At 65.8% G+C, this 14,473-nt stretch carries 16 protein-coding genes and 1 tRNA gene; 4 read left to right on the forward strand and 13 right to left on the reverse strand.

The features are described 5' to 3' along the window. Window positions 1–33: 33 nt before the first annotated feature. Window positions 34–312, forward strand: a complete 279-nt coding sequence (locus Mspo_RS04260; RefSeq protein ID WP_159727163.1) for a hypothetical protein — start codon at window positions 34–36, stop codon at window positions 310–312. Here the strand turns inward: Mspo_RS04260 and Mspo_RS04265 are convergent. Then, window positions 309–845, reverse strand: a complete 537-nt coding sequence (locus tag Mspo_RS04265; protein WP_159727341.1) for an AAA family ATPase — start codon at window positions 843–845, stop codon at window positions 309–311. The two genes, Mspo_RS04260 and Mspo_RS04265, sit on opposite strands and share 4 nt — an antisense overlap. Window positions 846–1,001: 156 nt before the next feature. Here Mspo_RS04265 and Mspo_RS04270 point away from each other — a divergent pair, with 156 nt between their 5' ends. Both Mspo_RS04270 and Mspo_RS04275 read left to right on the forward strand, forming a co-directional pair. Further along, entirely contained in the window at window positions 1,002–2,921 is a 1,920-nt protein-coding gene (locus Mspo_RS04270; protein ID WP_159727165.1) for a glycosyltransferase, read from the forward strand. A gap of 20 nt (window positions 2,922–2,941) precedes the next feature. Next, a complete protein-coding gene (locus Mspo_RS04275; protein WP_159727167.1) occupies window positions 2,942–4,195 on the forward strand; it encodes a glycosyltransferase family 1 protein in 1,254 nt (417 codons plus the stop codon). 239 nt (window positions 4,196–4,434) lie between these two features. Here the strand turns inward: Mspo_RS04275 and Mspo_RS04280 are convergent, their stop codons facing one another. Both Mspo_RS04280 and Mspo_RS20065 read right to left on the reverse strand, forming a co-directional pair. Beyond that, on the reverse strand, window positions 4,435–5,280 hold the full coding sequence (locus Mspo_RS04280; protein WP_201281621.1) for an outer membrane protein: 846 nt from the start codon (window positions 5,278–5,280) through the stop codon (window positions 4,435–4,437). Between the two features lie 15 nt (window positions 5,281–5,295). Beyond that, window positions 5,296–5,418, reverse strand: coding sequence for a hypothetical protein (locus tag Mspo_RS20065; protein WP_256366343.1), 123 nt, complete (start codon window positions 5,416–5,418; stop codon window positions 5,296–5,298). A gap of 205 nt (window positions 5,419–5,623) precedes the next feature. Here Mspo_RS20065 and Mspo_RS04285 point away from each other — a divergent pair. Then, window positions 5,624–5,717 (forward strand) — tRNA-Ser (locus tag Mspo_RS04285). A gap of 328 nt (window positions 5,718–6,045) precedes the next feature. Here the strand turns inward: Mspo_RS04285 and Mspo_RS04290 are convergent. The 10 genes from Mspo_RS04290 to Mspo_RS04335 form a co-directional block, all read right to left on the reverse strand. Next, complete coding sequence (locus tag Mspo_RS04290) at window positions 6,046–6,705, reverse strand: hypothetical protein (protein WP_159727171.1); 660 nt, start codon at window positions 6,703–6,705, stop codon at window positions 6,046–6,048. A gap of 12 nt (window positions 6,706–6,717) precedes the next feature. Continuing rightward, complete coding sequence (locus tag Mspo_RS04295; protein ID WP_159727173.1) at window positions 6,718–7,113, reverse strand: hypothetical protein; 396 nt, start codon at window positions 7,111–7,113, stop codon at window positions 6,718–6,720. Beyond that, on the reverse strand, window positions 7,110–8,567 hold the full coding sequence (locus Mspo_RS04300) for a phage major capsid protein (protein WP_159727175.1): 1,458 nt from the start codon (window positions 8,565–8,567) through the stop codon (window positions 7,110–7,112). Before Mspo_RS04300 ends, Mspo_RS04295 begins: the two co-directional genes overlap by 4 nt. Further along, window positions 8,567–8,968 (reverse strand): HNH endonuclease, encoded by a 402-nt coding sequence (locus Mspo_RS20250; protein WP_368854804.1) that lies wholly within the window; start codon window positions 8,966–8,968, stop codon window positions 8,567–8,569. The genes Mspo_RS04300 and Mspo_RS20250 overlap by 1 nt, the downstream gene beginning before the upstream one ends. After that, window positions 8,863–10,383, reverse strand: a complete 1,521-nt coding sequence (locus Mspo_RS04310) for a terminase large subunit (protein WP_306344937.1) — start codon at window positions 10,381–10,383, stop codon at window positions 8,863–8,865. The genes Mspo_RS20250 and Mspo_RS04310 overlap by 106 nt, the downstream gene beginning before the upstream one ends. 686 nt (window positions 10,384–11,069) lie before the next feature. Next, on the reverse strand, window positions 11,070–11,240 hold the full coding sequence (locus Mspo_RS04315) for a hypothetical protein (RefSeq protein WP_159727179.1): 171 nt from the start codon (window positions 11,238–11,240) through the stop codon (window positions 11,070–11,072). 744 nt (window positions 11,241–11,984) lie between these two features. After that, window positions 11,985–12,155 (reverse strand): hypothetical protein, encoded by a 171-nt coding sequence (locus Mspo_RS04320; RefSeq protein ID WP_159727181.1) that lies wholly within the window; start codon window positions 12,153–12,155, stop codon window positions 11,985–11,987. Next, window positions 12,152–12,379 (reverse strand): AlpA family transcriptional regulator, encoded by a 228-nt coding sequence (locus Mspo_RS04325; RefSeq protein WP_159727182.1) that lies wholly within the window; start codon window positions 12,377–12,379, stop codon window positions 12,152–12,154. The genes Mspo_RS04320 and Mspo_RS04325 overlap by 4 nt, the downstream gene beginning before the upstream one ends. An 83-nt stretch (window positions 12,380–12,462) precedes the next feature. After that, window positions 12,463–12,933, reverse strand: a complete 471-nt coding sequence (locus Mspo_RS04330) for a hypothetical protein (RefSeq protein ID WP_159727183.1) — start codon at window positions 12,931–12,933, stop codon at window positions 12,463–12,465. Continuing rightward, a complete protein-coding gene (locus tag Mspo_RS04335; RefSeq protein ID WP_159727184.1) occupies window positions 12,933–14,138 on the reverse strand; it encodes a site-specific integrase in 1,206 nt (401 codons plus the stop codon). The genes Mspo_RS04330 and Mspo_RS04335 overlap by 1 nt, the downstream gene beginning before the upstream one ends. Window positions 14,139–14,473: the final 335 nt, after the last annotated feature.

Raw genomic sequence — 14,473 nt, forward strand, 5'->3', positions numbered from 1 at the left:
CTGCGCCCCGATCGGCGTCATATACGAGGAGCGATGACGGACGCTCAGGAAACCACACTGATCGAGGCCTTGAAGAAGGTCGACGCGCATGGCGACATCGCGCCGCCTTATGTTCAAGACCCTATGACGATGGCGTTGCGCCAGCGCGCCATAGCGGCCGATCTCATGCGTTGGGACGACAGCCGCGGCCGCTATGTGCTCACCGGCACCGGCCGCAGCCGCATCAGCGCCCGCAATCGCGCGCCGGGCGCGATTCTGCGCTTTCGTCGTCGGGAAGACGGCGACGGATCGGCGCAGCGCAAGGCCGATTAACCGGACGCTTCCAGAGCGCGCAGCACGAAGTCGGCGCGCTCGGCGATGCTCGCCATCGGCAGGATCACGAGCCGATAGCCGACCATCGGATAGGCCTCGACGAGCCGCTCATATTCGGCGACGGCGTCGTCGAAGCCGTGACGCCGCTCCGCATCCGCGACATAGATCTCTTTCCACGGCGGGGTCATGAACACGCGGGAATCATAATGACGCCGCGCGCCGAGCGTCGCCAGCGCCGGCTCGCCCGTCGCATGCTGTAGAGCGACGGCCGCGTCGACGAGTCCCCTGTCGAAAAACACGCGGCCAGTCTCGCCGCTCGCCCTGCCGATGTCCTCGAGCGCCAGTCGAATGGCGCGCCGCGCGAAAGCCGCGAGATCGACCCAGGGCAGCGCGGCCCCGTCGCCCGCGATCTCCTCGGCGACGATTCTGCGCCCCGGCTCCTCGACCACGGCGTATCCTCGGCGCGCGAGCTCGGTGAGCAGGCACGACTTGCCCCCTCCCGAGCAGCCCGAAATCACGACGAAACGCTGCATGGCGACCCTCGCTTCGGCGACATTCGTCAGCCGCGGCGTCCGGAGGACCTGATAGCTATCGGCCACGACATTGACAAGCCGGCGCCCGTCGCCCAAGAGGACGTCCATTGGGCGCGCGCCGCTACGGCGCGCCGCAGCTCGAGCGGTGGATCGCATTTGACGCGGCTGGCAATTGCGCTGACCCCTCGAAAGGACGTCGTTGTCCGGGACGGCCGCTTCTTCTCCCTCTCCGACGAGCCCTGGCTGCGCGTCGAAGCCCGTTTCGGCGCGAGCCGCTTCGTCGAGATCGTCTTTCGCGCGAGCCTTCTGGACGATCCCGTCCGCCCCGTGCTGCGCTTCGTGACGCCCTCTCGCGTCATCGACCGCATCCTTCCCGGTCCGGTGGCGGGCGCCGGCGTCTGGATCGGCGCCTTGCCCAAGGGCGCGCGCGAGATTCTCGTCTGTCCGGCCGACAGGCCCGGCCCCTTCGGCTTCGAAATCGAAAGCGTGCGGCCCGTCGGCCTCGGCGAGATGCTGGCGCGCGTCTGGCGCCGCAAACGCGCGAAGCTCTGGTCCTTTTTTCTTCCCACTCTGTTCGGCTTCCACGCCGAGGCGGAAAATGCGCTCGATTGGGCGACCAATTGGGAGCCGCTCGAGGATTTCGAGAATTGGCTCGCGAGACGCGCGCGCCCCTTCGCGCAAGAAGGGCTCGACGCCCCGCGCAGCGAGTGGAAGAGCGGGCCCCGTTTCGCCATTCTCGTTTCGGGCGCAGGCGCCACGCCCGACCAATCGGCGCGCACGATCGCCTCGATCGAGCGTCAATCCTATCCGCGCGTCAGCGTTCTGCGCAGCGAAGCGGAGCTTTCCCCCCTGCTCGCCCGAGTGGATTTCATCGCGTCGCTGCGCGCCGGCGACGAATTGGCCGACCATGCGCTCGCCTGCCTCGCCGAGACGATCGCGCGCGCGCCGCAGACGAAACTGATCTATGCGGACGAGCTGCTGCGCACGGCGCGCGGGCTTCGGCCGAGCTTCAAACCCGATTGGAGTCCCGCGCTCGCGGCCGCGCGTCCCTATCTCGGACGCTGCGCCTTCTACGCCGCCTCCACGCTCGCGGAGCAAGAGATCGGCGAGGCGATGCTCGAGGCGCCGTTTCGGCTGGCCCGAAACGAGATCGCCCATCTGCGCCGCTGGCTTCTCACCCGGGACGAGGAGTCGGAAGCGGCGATCGTCGCGCCGCCCTCCCCCGAGCCGCCCTCCCCTGCGCCGACCCTGCCCGCGCCGAGCGTCTCGATCATCCTGCTGACGCGCGATCGGCCGGATCTTCTCGGCCCCTGCGTCGAGAGCATATTGCGCCTCTCGACTCACCCCTCCTTCGAGCTCGTCATCGTCGACAACGGCAGCCGCAAGACGGAAACCTTCGCCATTTTCGATGAGGCGAGGAAGGATGCGCGCGTGCGCGTGCTCTCGCGCCCCGGGCCGTTCGATTTCGCACGCCTCAACAATGAGGCCGTGCGCGCCTCGACGGGCGAGGTCGTCGTCTTCCTCAACAATGACACGGTCGTCGTCAGCCCCGATTGGCTGGAGACGCTTTCACGCCGCGCCGCGGAGCCGCAGACGGGCGCCGTCGGCGCTCTGCTGCTGTTTCCGGACGGCCGCATCCAACATGCCGGCGTCACCATCGGCCTAGGCCAGGACGCCGGCCATTTCGGCGCGCTGATCGCGCCCGAGGCGCCGTCCTGGCTCGGCCGCTCCGGCCATGCGCATGAGACCTCCGCCGTCACCGCCGCCTGCATGGCGGTGGAGCGGCGCAAATTCGACGCGGTCGGCGGCTTCGACGATATCCATTTGCCGATCGAATTCAACGACACCGATCTCTGCCTGCGGCTCGGCGAGCGCGGCTGGATATCGCTTTTTGTCCCGAGCGCGCGTCTGCTGCATTACGAATCGGCCTCGCGCGGGTCGGCCGCCTTCCGTCCGATGAGCGTCCATGCGAAGGAGCGCGATTATTTCCGCGACCGCTGGCGCGCCGTCATTCGCGACGATCCTTTTTATCATCCCGCTCTGTCGCTCTATGCGCGCCAGCCGGCGCTCTGGTAGCCCCGTTCGAGCCGAAGCCGATGACGCGCCCGATCGTCTATGACGCGACCCATCTCGTCTCGCTCGGCGAGGCGGCGAACGCGGCCGGCATCGGGCGACTGGATCTCGCTTTCGCCCGCCATTTCGCTGCGCATCCGCGCCTCGCCTGCGGCGCGCATTACGGCTTTCGCGGCCCGCATGTGCTGGCGCCGGCGCGCCTCGCCCGCATCCTCGCCGATGTCGCGCCCGCCGCGCCGGACGATTCGGCGGAATGGACGCGGCTCCGCGATTGGCTGCTCGGCACCGCGCCCGCCGATTGCGCGCCGACGCCCACGCGGCCGCGCAAGGCCTCGAGCGAATCGCTGTGGCGCACGCCGCTACGCCTCGCCAATGACGCGCCGCGCGCGCTTCCGCACTCTTCGCTCTATCTCAACATCGCGCAGCACGCCTGCGAATTCCCCGCGCTGTTCCGATGGCTCGCGCGGCGGCCGGACATGCGCGCCGTCTTCTTCGTGCATGATCTGCTGCCGCTCGACCGACCCGAATTCTTTCGCCCCGGCTATGGTCCGCTTTTTCGCAGGCGCATCGACACGATTCTGCGCCACGCCGATGCGCTGCTGACGACGAGCCATGCGGTCGCCGAGCGCCTCGAGCGAGAGATCGCGGCGCGCGGGGCCGCGCGCGTTCCGATCCATGTCGAGCCGCCGCCATCGACGCTCGCGGACACGTCGGAAACACGCGACGACGCGCTCGCGCGCCGCGATTACTTCGTTTTCGTCTCCACCCTCGAGCCGCGCAAGAATCACCTGACGCTGCTCAATGTCTGGCGGGCTCTGGCCGCGGACGCGCGGCGCGCGCCCAAGCTCGTCCTCGTCGGCGGGCGCGGCTGGGAGAACGAGCAGATCGTCGACATGGTGAATCGCTGCGAGGCGATTCGTCCCTTCGTGCGCCGGACGAACGGAATTTCCGCGCCGCATCTGCGCCGCCTGATCGCCAACGCCAATGCGCTGCTGATGCCGAGCTTCGCAGAAGGCTACGGCCTGCCCGTCGTCGAGGCGCTCTCGCTCGGAACGCCGGCGATCGTCTCGGATATTCCGGTTTTCCGTGAAGCCGCGCGGGAGCGGGCGGAGTTTCTATCGCCCATCGACGGCCTCGGCTGGAAACGCGCCGTGCTCGACTTCACCGAGGCCGATTCGCCGCGCCGTCGCGCCGCGATTCGCGCCGCGCAGACGTTCGAGGCGCCGAATTGGAAAGACTACTTCGAGCGGATCGAGGCCTTTCTCGCGTCGCTCTGAGTCGGCGCGCCCGGCCCGGCTCGATTTAGAGCGTTTCCAGCCGAAGTGGACGCCGGTTCGGCGTCCGGAAACACGTCAAAACAAAAGCCTAGGGTCTTTCCGTGTTTCAATGAAACACGGAAAGACCCTGGAAGGGCGACGAGAGGCGCCGGCGCGGCCCCGACCGAGACGAACAAGAAAAAGCCCGGCGCGATGCGCCGGGCTCTTTTGTTCATGAGCCGACTGTCTGGCGGGCCAGATCAGTATTTGGCGACGACCGGAGCCGCCGGGGAGAACAGGTTGAAGTGGTAGTTCACGCCAGCGCGGACCACATGACCATTGAAGCGGGTCGTGGAAGCCGTGGCGGCGACCGGAACGGGAATGCCCGTGAAGGAGATCACGCTCGAGGTCGAGACGGTGCCGAGATCGTAATAGAGATATTCGACCTTGGCGCTCCACTTCGGCAGGAACAGCCACTCGACGCCGCCGCCGGCCGTCCAGCCCACGCGGGTGTCGGAGAAGGCGCTCGACGAGGTGCCGACGAGGCCGCCGACCGTCTGAAAGATGCTGCTGCTCAGATTGGCCTGGCCATAGGCGAGACCGCCCGTGCCGTAGACGAGCAGCGACGGGGTGATCAGATAGCCGACGCGGCCGCGGACGGTGCCGAGATAGTCGATCGACTTCGAAGCGCTGATCGACGAAGCCAGCGGACCGAAAGCGGCGAACGAAGACGCGGTGTTGTTGCTGCCCGCGACGCCCTGGATGTCGGCCTCGAGGCCGGCGACGAAGCTATTGGCGAACTGATAGTTGTAGCCGATCTGGCCGCCGCCGATGAAGCCGTCGCTGTTGGGGGCGAGCACGCCCGAGCCGGCGATGCCGACGATCGGATTGAACGGCGCGAACGAGCCGGAGCCGACCGTCACGGCGTTGCTGTCGCTCCAGGTGTAGCCGGCGTTCAAGCCGACGTAGAAACCGGTCCACAGCGCCGGCGGCGGAGGCGGCGGCGGCAGCAAGGGCGCCTTCTTCGAAGGCAGGTCGGCGGCGAACGCCGAGCCCGCAGACACGGCCAACGCGAGCGCGGAGGCGGCGAGCAAAGACTTTTTCATCATACGGCCCTCAGTTTAGATTTGATGGGTCTTCGATCCGCCGCCGCCGAAGCCGTCGAAGGCCCCGAACGATCGATCGCCGACCGCGATAACCAGCACACAGAAGCGCGCTGTCTGCGGTGAATAGCTACGGATCATTACTGGGGTCGTCAACAAAGGCGGGGCCATTGCAGCGCGACGACACGGTTTTTGTGGGAGGCTGTGTCAATTGCGCAACAGTGCGGAGGCTCCCACAAAAAATTATCGAGCCGGGTCACGCGCGCTTGCCAATATTTTGCCGCTTTGGCATATCTCAACTGGCGCACGCTGGATCCTCACAACAGATTCGGCGGGAACGCGTTGCGGAGACGTGGCCGAGAGGCTGAAGGCGGCGGTTTGCTAAACCGTTATAGGGTTGTAAAGCCCTATCGAGGGTTCGAATCCCTCCGTCTCCGCCAGCACTTTAATAAAATCAAATGTTTAGATGCGAAATTCGGTTACGACATAGCCGGCGCCATAACTCAGGCCGTGAACTGGTTCCGCCCCCGGCGGCCATTCGTCCCCGCCTTCGTCCGCTCGCGGTTGGCCTTACGGTTCGCGAGCCGATGCTTGCTCCGGCAGGCGTCGCAGAGCTCCTTGTTCCGCTTCTGCGCGCCGATGATGGGGGAGCCGCAGTCCACGCACTTCAGCGCGGCGACAGCGCGCATCCGCCAGCCATGATGCTCATCGTATTGGGCAGATACGCAACACGCCTTGCAGCAATAGATTTGATATGAACGCTTCTGTTCAAAGCCCTTCGCACACCACGCGCACACCGCGTCTTGCAAGTCGTCGAGCGTCTGCGCCACAGGCCCGCGAGCAACACCATTCGCGGACATGCTTCGGCTTGAATTCTGTTCCACAAATCTTGCAGGCGCGCGGATGCTGCTTTTCAGCCCAGGCAGCTCGGTAGATTTTTTCTTTAGCATAGCGTTCATCCTTGTCCTGCCGGCGGTTTCGGTCGACCTTCGCCGCCATGCGGCAGATGGAGCCGCAGAATTTTGACGATCCCTCGGGAATTGGCTTTCGGCAGCGAACGCAATGCTCGCGCTCAATCGGCAGGACGGCCTCTTGCGTCCATTCTGGCTGCCCTTGCTTCCATGTCGGCCGCTCGGCCCCGACGCGGGCGAGCGCCGCCTGGACGGCATCGTCCGCCGCTGCGTCGGCCCGCCCCCATTTCCAGCCCGCTTCGCACAGGCGCGCCCGGATCGCCGCCCGCGCCGGCCCTTCAATCGCAAAGGCGGTCGGCTCGGCCCAGCGCATCAGGGCGGCCACCAAGTCGACGATCGCTTCGCGCCGATGGCGGGGGAGCTTCTTCGCCGGCGCCGGGCGGACGGGGGCGAGCGTGACCCGCACACGCGTCTCGGATCGCAGCCGCAACAGTGCGGAGGGCGTCTTCATGAGCATGTGCGCGCCCCCTCATTTCACGGTCATTTCGATGCGAATGAGATCGCCTTGGATGCGCGGAGCCTCCCACGCTGCGACGACGACGCGCCTCGCGCCGCTCGCGAGCCGGAGCTCGTCACCCTTGCGCGGCACGCGCGGATCGCCGGGCGGAGCACTGTCGCCAGCCAGTGCAACGCCGGGCCAGCTCGCGGCGTTGATCTCCGTCGTCGAGATGATCGCCTTCGAAAAGCCGATTTGCAGGCCAGAGCCGTCGATGATCTGCTCGGGCCTGTAGTCGACGACGATATGCACGCGCAGCGCGACAGAGACGGGCGTGCGAGACGTTCCCCACAGCCTCACGAGCGTGGCGCTCTGCCCCGCCTTACTCAGCATTCGGTCGAGCGCGGCGCGCGCCGCCGCCGGCGTCATTCCGCCCAATCCACGATCGAGGCGAAGGGGCCTATGTCTATTCCGGCCTCCTTCGCCTGCGCAGCCGCCTGGACAAGCGTCGCCAGCGCGCGCGCCCGGCCACCGGCATCATAGGCCTGCAACGGCCGCGTAAGGTCGATCGTCACCTTGCCGCCGAGCTTGGCGCTCGCCTCCTCCGCGACGAGCTCGGCAACGGGCTGCAGCGTCCATTGCGCCAAGTGGCAAAGCTGAGCAGGGCGACTCACGGTGCAGTCCAGAGTGGCGAGCGCAGTCAGACGAAGGCCGCCAGACGCTGCGTCGGAATAAGGGTCTCTTATGAGATCTATTGCACCCCACGCGCCGACATAGATCGGCGGGACGCCGCCGATGTTCGTCGTGAGCAACGCCGTCGATGCGAGGGGCGCGCCGGTCGGCGCAGCGAGCGCGTTGCTGGACATGACGACATTGCTCGCCGGAATCGACTTCAGCAGCCGGTCCATTTCAGACACGGCGGTGTTCGTAATCAGCGTGCCGTCCATGGCGTCCCAAACTTCCGGCCGGATCAGCAGCCGCGCGTCCGCCGGCGAGCTCGCCGCATTGGCGATGAGGAAGCGCTTCACCGCGCCGCGGAACGCAGCCCACGAAGCCGCAGCGGCGATCGAAGTCGACGTGATGCCATAAGAGCCGACCAGCACGCCCGTCGGCTCGCCGCTCGCGCCGGCGCCGAGAAACACCGCCTTGTCGAGCGCCTCGCCGATGGCGCCGTTCATGTCGCGGCGCACGGCCTGTTCCAGCGCGTCGCCAGTTTGCTTCATGGCCTTGCGCGTGATCTTCATCTGCACGCCGAGCGTGTTGTTCGGTTTCAGCGGCTTGTCGGTTGTCGCGTAGGCCGTCGGGCCGCCGACGGCGCCCGTCTCGCTCGCCGCCCATGCAGCGGCGACGCTGGACGTCGTGACGGGATATTCTACCTCGCTCGAGTCGATGGAGATCATGCTCGCGCCCATGCGGGCGGCGACGGACTGAGCGAACAGCCGATCGATGATCGGAGCGGTTCGCATCGGATTCGGCGTGCCGCTCGCGACCGTCTCACCGGCGCGAATTTCCAGCGCGCCCCACGGCACCGGAACGCCGCGATAGCCGCCGCGATTGCGCAGCTCCGTGACGATTTCATTCGTCGGGCCGGAGAGCGCGCGGCCTTCGTCGAGGAAACGCGCGACCTGAAGCATTTCGAATCGGGAGACGAGGTCGGAATATTCGCGGTCGCCGCGGGTTTCGAGATCGTCGCGGGCCTCGCGGCGTTCCGTGTCTTCGGCGATCAGCGCGGCGCGGAAGCGCTGCTCATTGACGCGATATTCCGCGTCGCGCGCGGCCATCTGGCGCGTCTCGTCTTCGGTCGGCGACTCCTTGCCGACGAGGCCGGCGAGCGCCTGCCGGATTTCACTCTGCCGGCGAGAGATTTTCACTGATTCGAGCATCACTTTTCCTTCCTATGAGGCCGCGCCAATTCAGCGACAGCGGATTTCCACGCGGTTTGCGCGGCGTCGGGCACGCGGCCCAATTCTCTGTTGGTCTCGACTTCGTGGCAGTCGCGACACAATGTTTTCAGATTGCGGAGATCGAAGGCGAGTTCCGGCGCCGCGCGCACGGGTCGGAGGTGATGCACCTCGAGCTTGTTGCGCGAGCCGCATTGCACGCACGCGAATTTGTCGCGACGCTTCGCGAGAAATCGCGCGCGCTCCCACCTTTTGCTCGAATATATGGAGCGCCCTGCTACACCCACAGCGCGGGCCTCCCCTGTTTCACCGGGCGCGCGGAGCGGCGCATTCCTTCGGCGACTGCCAGGATCGCGGCGCACGCGGCGTCGATGCGTCCGCACGAGCGGCTCTTCGTGACCTTGTTGTTGCCGGTCGGATCAATGAGCGTGATGCAATCGGCGAAGGCGCTCCGCAGCAACAGCGACGGCGCCACCTTGATCCTGCGTTCGAATAGCGCGGCGCGGAATCGCTCGATATCTTCGGAGCCGTCCCGGAATCCCATGCCGCGCGCGATGAACGGCGCGCGGAGCCCCGCCTTCTGCATCGCCTCGAGGAATTCAGCATGTCGGAAACGATCCCCGACGATGCACGAGATCGTCGCGTCGCCGGCGAGCTTCACGATAGCCGCGAGCCACGGCCCGGCCGGCACCACGGCCTCGCCGATGGTGAACAGCTCGCCGCGTTCTTTCATTTCGGAGTAGCGCGCGCCAACGCCATCGGCCGCGCCGCGATCGGAGAGTGAAGGATTGCAGGGGAAGGTTCCGACGGCTTCCAGGCGTCCCGTGCGGGGCCAGAACAGCGCCGCGGCCGACATAGACCGGGAGCCGCCGAGATCGACACCAAGAATGCACTCGCCCTCGCGGGGCGGAAGCGTGTCGGGCGCGACTTCGGCGGCCAACCATTCGTCGACAGTCACCAAGACGCTGCGATTGTCGGCGGCGACTCTTTCGTTTCGATTCAAGTTTCGGAACGAAGAGAGCGCGGAGCCGCCGCGCGCAATGGCGCGTCTCGCCTGTGCGAGCAACCATTCGGGTGACGAGCCGATTCCCTCCAGCGCGCCCGGATTGGCGACGAGGAGGCTTTCCAGATCGTCCGCCGGCAGGCCCGGCGCCGGCCGATGTTCCTGGACGAAAGTTCCCGACGGTGGATTGTCCAGCCATCGCGAAAAGCTGTTCGCGTCGTCGGCCGCCGAGGTCGAAATAATCAGCGCGCGGCCGCCGCGCTTGCCGAGGCCGGAGAGAATCCCGTTTTCGAGTTCGTCGCCCTTGTCCTTCTCCCACGCCGCGCGCTCGTCCAGGATCGCCAGGACGGGCGCGCCGCCGAGGATCGAGCGGCCGTCAGCCGCGACGCAGCGCGCCAGGCCGCCGCCATTGCCGTCGAATTCCACCTCGAGCCGCGAGCCGCGCCGAATCTGGAATTGATCGCGCCGCGCCTTCGGGAGCCCGGAGACATAGCCACAGACAAAATTGAAGGCGATTTTAGCCTGATCGCGGTTGCGCGCGGCGAAGACGATTTCGCGGCGGGGCTGGCGATCCCACTCGCCCATCACGGCCCCGAGCGCCAGCCCAGCGGAAAGGGCCGTCTTCGCGTTCCCTCGGGCGATCGCGAGGCAAGCGACCGTATTCGCCGGGTCGAGCGCGCCGGCGACGAAGCGCCGCTGAAATCCGGCCAGCCGCAGCGGCTTTCCAGCGTGCGGTCCTTCCGGAATTTTCAGCCCCTCGAGGAAGGCAATCGCTCGCTCCGCGCTCATCGACATCCCCAGAATTTTTTCCAGATCGGGAGAGAGAAAGAAAAACCCCTTGGCCGGTCAGCGCCCCCAAACTGATTCGCCGGCATTGGGACCGTCGCGCGACCCGACCATGAATCACGTTCATGAACACCTTTCAAGAGCGCGTGAACAACGCTCACGCACGTTCTGGCAGGGGTTTAGCGATGAGCGCTAAATCGCGCGGATTACTGCGGACGCAACTGCGGACGCGGGCGCAGTGAGTGCGGACGCGGGCGCAGTCCGTCCGCAGTCATCCGCGGCGCGATGTCGTCTCGGATGTCGTCTGTGTCGTCTGGCGTGTCGTCTGCGATGTCGTCTGGTGTCGCCTGAGACGACATTGCCCGGCGGTTTCATCCGCGGTTTCATCCGCGGTTTCATGGTTTCACGGGCGGTTTCAGGCGGTTGCATTCTTGGATGCATCCGCGGTTGCATTTGCGGTTTCATCCGCGGTTTCAGCGATTGTCGCTAATCGGCGGTCGGCTGGTGCGGTCGCGTCCGCAGTGGCGTCCGCAGTCCGTCCGCAGCGTGACGAAGCGTGACGTCACGCCGTTACGCTCCGTTACGCTCCGTGACGTCACGCCGTTACGCGCTGCGGGACAAGCGGCGCGCTCACGCGGAAATCGCCTGCCGAGCCCGCTGATACGTTTTTGCGCCAGCCGCTACAGGGGTCGCGTTCAGCTTTCAGCTTTCGGCTCTGTCGTCCTCAACAGCGGGGAGCGCAGAGCTTCGCGGGCCATCATGCGTTCGACGACGTTCGATAGCGAGTTCCCCGCCGCGCGCGCCTTCCGGCTGCGGTTGTGGGCAGCGGCGAAATCGACGCGCTTCGGCTTTTTTCCCTTCGACATGGCGATCCCTCTCTCGATCGGTTTGCGTGACGCTGCGTTCAATCCGCCGCGCGCTCTGTAAATTCCCGAGTCTGTTGCTCGCGAACCTTCATGCTTCGATGTTATCCACAGTTCTCTCTACCGGCAGGCAACCGGAAGATCGGGGGGCGGGGGACACACTTCGCCCGTTGCGGACGAAGTGCGCACTTCGGCCGGCAACTCGGTGAGTCGAGAGACGAGAGAGCAAACTGGATTTGCGATTGCTCCCTTTGGGAGAGCGGGCCGGGGTCAAGCGGTCAACCCATGGTCGCAGCTTCGCGATCTTGGCGGCGGGCGAACAGCGCTAATCCAGCAACGTCGGTTCGCCGTCCCGGCTATGCCGGGGTCCTGTGTGTCCGATGGCGAGTTCATCGGATAACTTTCCCCTGCCCCGCCGCGCGGCCATCGCTGACCGCCTTCTCGCCTCATGTGGAGGATCGGGCTCTCGGGAGAACTGGGGAGCGTTCGCAGCGCCGTCGGCAATATATGGCCTTCGAATGCGGCGAGCGTCGTCACCGTCATGGCGGACGGGCGCGCTCAGCGGCGGCGCTGTTGAAATCGAAGGAGAGGAAAGCTATAAAGCGCATATTCGCAGCGACCGTTGTGGGGTTGCTTCGACAGAGGCCCGGGCTGCCTGCAAGCGGCCCGGGCTTCGTCATTTCTGCTCCCCTTCTCCGACAGAAAGCAAGCGCTGGTTTTTTCCTTCAGCCGTTGGTCCGGAGCGGTTTAGCGACCGTCGCTAGATTCTTCCGGCGACGCGGAATCCGCGTCAGTCGCCGCCGGCGTCGCATCGTCGTCTTCGAGGTCGGAATCGCCGTCGATGATTTCCGTCGCGACGATGAGCAGTTCGATTGCCAAGCCGAGGATGCGGCGCATCCGTTGCAAATCGGAGATCATCGGGCGGCCTCCTTCTTGGAGGACTGCGCGGGGCGCTCCGCGATGCGCGCGGCGATCCAGGCGACAACTTCGGAGCGGACGAAGGCGATTCGTTTGAAGCCGACAGAAACCGACTGAGGGAAACGGCCCTCGGCCCTATAGCGATTGACCGCGGTGCGGGACAGGCTCGTCATGCGAGCCGCCTCATTCAGGCTGATTAAAGTGGGCAAGTCATTGGTGGACATAACCGCTCCTTTCAATTGGAACGGTTGCCCATTATGCGCATATTATCGCGCGCGTCTCCTAACCCGACCGAGCCATGAACGGGTTAGGACAGTCCTCTCGCCTTGAAGAAGTTTCGAAGTATGGGGTCATCGAAGCGTTCAAACATCGCCCATGCGTCCCTCACGGGGCCGACCGAGATTAGATATTTTTTCGCGACGGTTTCCCATGCGTCTTCGACTCGCTCTCCATTCGAGACGAGCCGTATCGTTTCATGAAAATATTCAGCATATCGTTGCTCAGCGTCGCGCTGTCTCTTCATCTTTTCTGATTTGAATACGAGCCGAGCGCCTTCATGACCTGGGCCGTCGATATCGATCAGATCGGCAAGCATCCGCAAGATGAATTCTGGAGGAGCGACGCCAGCGCGAAGGCGTTTCACGAACTCGGCCGGCTCGCCCTTGGCCAGACGCAGGAACGAAAGCGCCCAAGCCGATGGCTCGTCCAATTCCCACGTCGTCGGATCGTTCATGTCGAACCGCTTGAGCAGCAGATCGTCGTCGCCGCCGTCGCTCATTAGCTCGCCCTCGCGATTGCGATGACGTTCGCGGGCTGAACGGTGGAGCAATGGGACGCCCAGGCCTCCATCAACTTGCGCCGCTTCGCCACGGCCGTCTCGCGGCGATAGGCTTGCTCGGCCTTGTCGCCAACAGCATGCGCCAACGCGGCCTCGGCGACTTCTCGGGCCGCGTCTGTCCGATCGCCACACCAATCGCGAAATGCGGAGCGCATTCCGTGCAGCGTCGCCGCCTTGTCGGGCGAAGCAAGCCGCAGGGCCTTCGTCATCGCCGTGTCCGAGATCGGCCGACCCTCGACGCCGCCGCCGAAGATCAGCTCGCCCGTCGCCTGCTGGCGCATGGCCTCGACGATCGCCAGCGCGCGGTCACTGAGCGGCACGACATGCGGGCGCGCCGATTTCATGCGCTCGGCCGGAACCGTCCACGTCCGGGCCTCTGTGTCGATTTCGGAGAAGGTCGCGCCGCGCGCCTCGCCAGCGCGCGCGGCCGTCAGGACCAGGAACTCGACGCAGCGCGCCGAGACGCCGCTCGCCTGACGCAGCGCGACCATCATCGCCGGAACCGAGGCGTAGGCGAGCGCCGCGTGGTGTCCGCGCTCGAGCTTCCGGCGCGCCGGCATCACCTTGTCTAGCAAGCCGCGCCAGATCGCCGGATTGCCGGCCGTGCGCCATTGGTGAGCGATGGCATAGTCTATGACAGCCTGAATCCGAGCCCGCAGCCTGTCGGCCGTCTCGGGCCGCTCCGCCCAATGCGGCGAAAGACAGCTCTTCACGTCGCCGAGGGCGATATCGGCGACGGGGAGGTCATGCAGCGGCTTCGCATATTCGCGTAGGGTCATTTCCCATTGCGCGCGATGCTTGTCGTTTTTCCATTCCAACGACTTCGCCGCGAGCAATTCGTCCATGCAGTGCTTGAAGGTGATGACGCGCGCCGGCTTCCGATCGGCGGTCGGGTCGAGGCCGCGGGCCAGCTTCTCCCGAATCGCCTGCGCCTTCTCCCGCGCCAGCGCCAGCGAGACGGGCGCCGTCCCCTGTCCATAGCCTCCGAGGCCGAGTTCCCGGCGATCGTTCCCGCGGCGGAAAATGAAGAACCATTGACGGGAGCCACCCTTGCGGACCCTCAGAAAAAGCCCGTCGCCGTCCGAATAAATTCCGGGCTTGGTGAGGGTTCGAATCCTGGTTTCGGAAAGCAACCTCTGCGCCATTTCGCCGCCCCGTTGCCATAACGTCGGCAACGGCCATAGCGACCATTTCGTAAATATCAATCACTTACGTGCAACAAAGACAGCAAAAACGGCGGAATGGCGGGCTCCGTCTCCGCCAGTTCCGCCCCTTCACGAGCGCCACAGGCGAACGATTCGGCGGCGGCCCGCGCCGGAGGTCTCGGCGCGCGAGCAAGGACACGAATCCGCGCGAGCAAGGACATGGCGGGCCGGTGTTCTATCCGGGGACCGGCGGCTTCTCCTCCGGCGGGAGCGGGGATTCGGGCCGTCTCGTCAGCCCGAGTCGATCTTTTCGTCCGGCGCCTCGCTCCCGTGTT

Source organism: Methylosinus sp. Ce-a6, from assembly GCF_009811655.1.
Lineage (GTDB): Bacteria > Pseudomonadota > Alphaproteobacteria > Rhizobiales > Beijerinckiaceae > Methylosinus.

Bases quoted from the DNA above. Each gene is read 5' to 3' on its own strand.
- Mspo_RS04300 (WP_159727175.1), bottom strand. From the start codon at position 8,567: ATGCTCGAATCAGTGAAAATCTCTCGCCGGCAGAGTGAAATCCGGCAG.
- Mspo_RS04290 (WP_159727171.1), bottom strand. From the start codon at position 6,705: ATGCTCATGAAGACGCCCTCCGCACTGTTGCGGCTGCGATCCGAGACG.
- Mspo_RS04335 (WP_159727184.1), bottom strand. From the start codon at position 14,138: ATGGCGCAGAGGTTGCTTTCCGAAACCAGGATTCGAACCCTCACCAAG.
- Mspo_RS04325 (WP_159727182.1), bottom strand. From the start codon at position 12,379: ATGTCCACCAATGACTTGCCCACTTTAATCAGCCTGAATGAGGCGGCT.
- Mspo_RS04315 (WP_159727179.1), bottom strand. From the start codon at position 11,240: ATGTCGAAGGGAAAAAAGCCGAAGCGCGTCGATTTCGCCGCTGCCCAC.
- Mspo_RS04320 (WP_159727181.1), bottom strand. From the start codon at position 12,155: ATGATCTCCGATTTGCAACGGATGCGCCGCATCCTCGGCTTGGCAATC.
- Mspo_RS04295 (WP_159727173.1), bottom strand. From the start codon at position 7,113: ATGACGCCGGCGGCGGCGCGCGCCGCGCTCGACCGAATGCTGAGTAAG.
- Mspo_RS20065 (WP_256366343.1), bottom strand. From the start codon at position 5,418: ATGATCCGTAGCTATTCACCGCAGACAGCGCGCTTCTGTGTGCTGGTT.
- Mspo_RS04280 (WP_201281621.1), bottom strand. From the start codon at position 5,280: ATGAAAAAGTCTTTGCTCGCCGCCTCCGCGCTCGCGTTGGCCGTGTCT.
- Mspo_RS04265 (WP_159727341.1), bottom strand. From the start codon at position 845: ATGCAGCGTTTCGTCGTGATTTCGGGCTGCTCGGGAGGGGGCAAGTCG.
- Mspo_RS04260 (WP_159727163.1), top strand. From the start codon at position 34: ATGACGGACGCTCAGGAAACCACACTGATCGAGGCCTTGAAGAAGGTC.
- Mspo_RS04330 (WP_159727183.1), bottom strand. From the start codon at position 12,933: ATGAGCGACGGCGGCGACGACGATCTGCTGCTCAAGCGGTTCGACATG.
- Mspo_RS04275 (WP_159727167.1), top strand. From the start codon at position 2,942: ATGACGCGCCCGATCGTCTATGACGCGACCCATCTCGTCTCGCTCGGC.
- Mspo_RS04310 (WP_306344937.1), bottom strand. From the start codon at position 10,383: ATGTCGATGAGCGCGGAGCGAGCGATTGCCTTCCTCGAGGGGCTGAAA.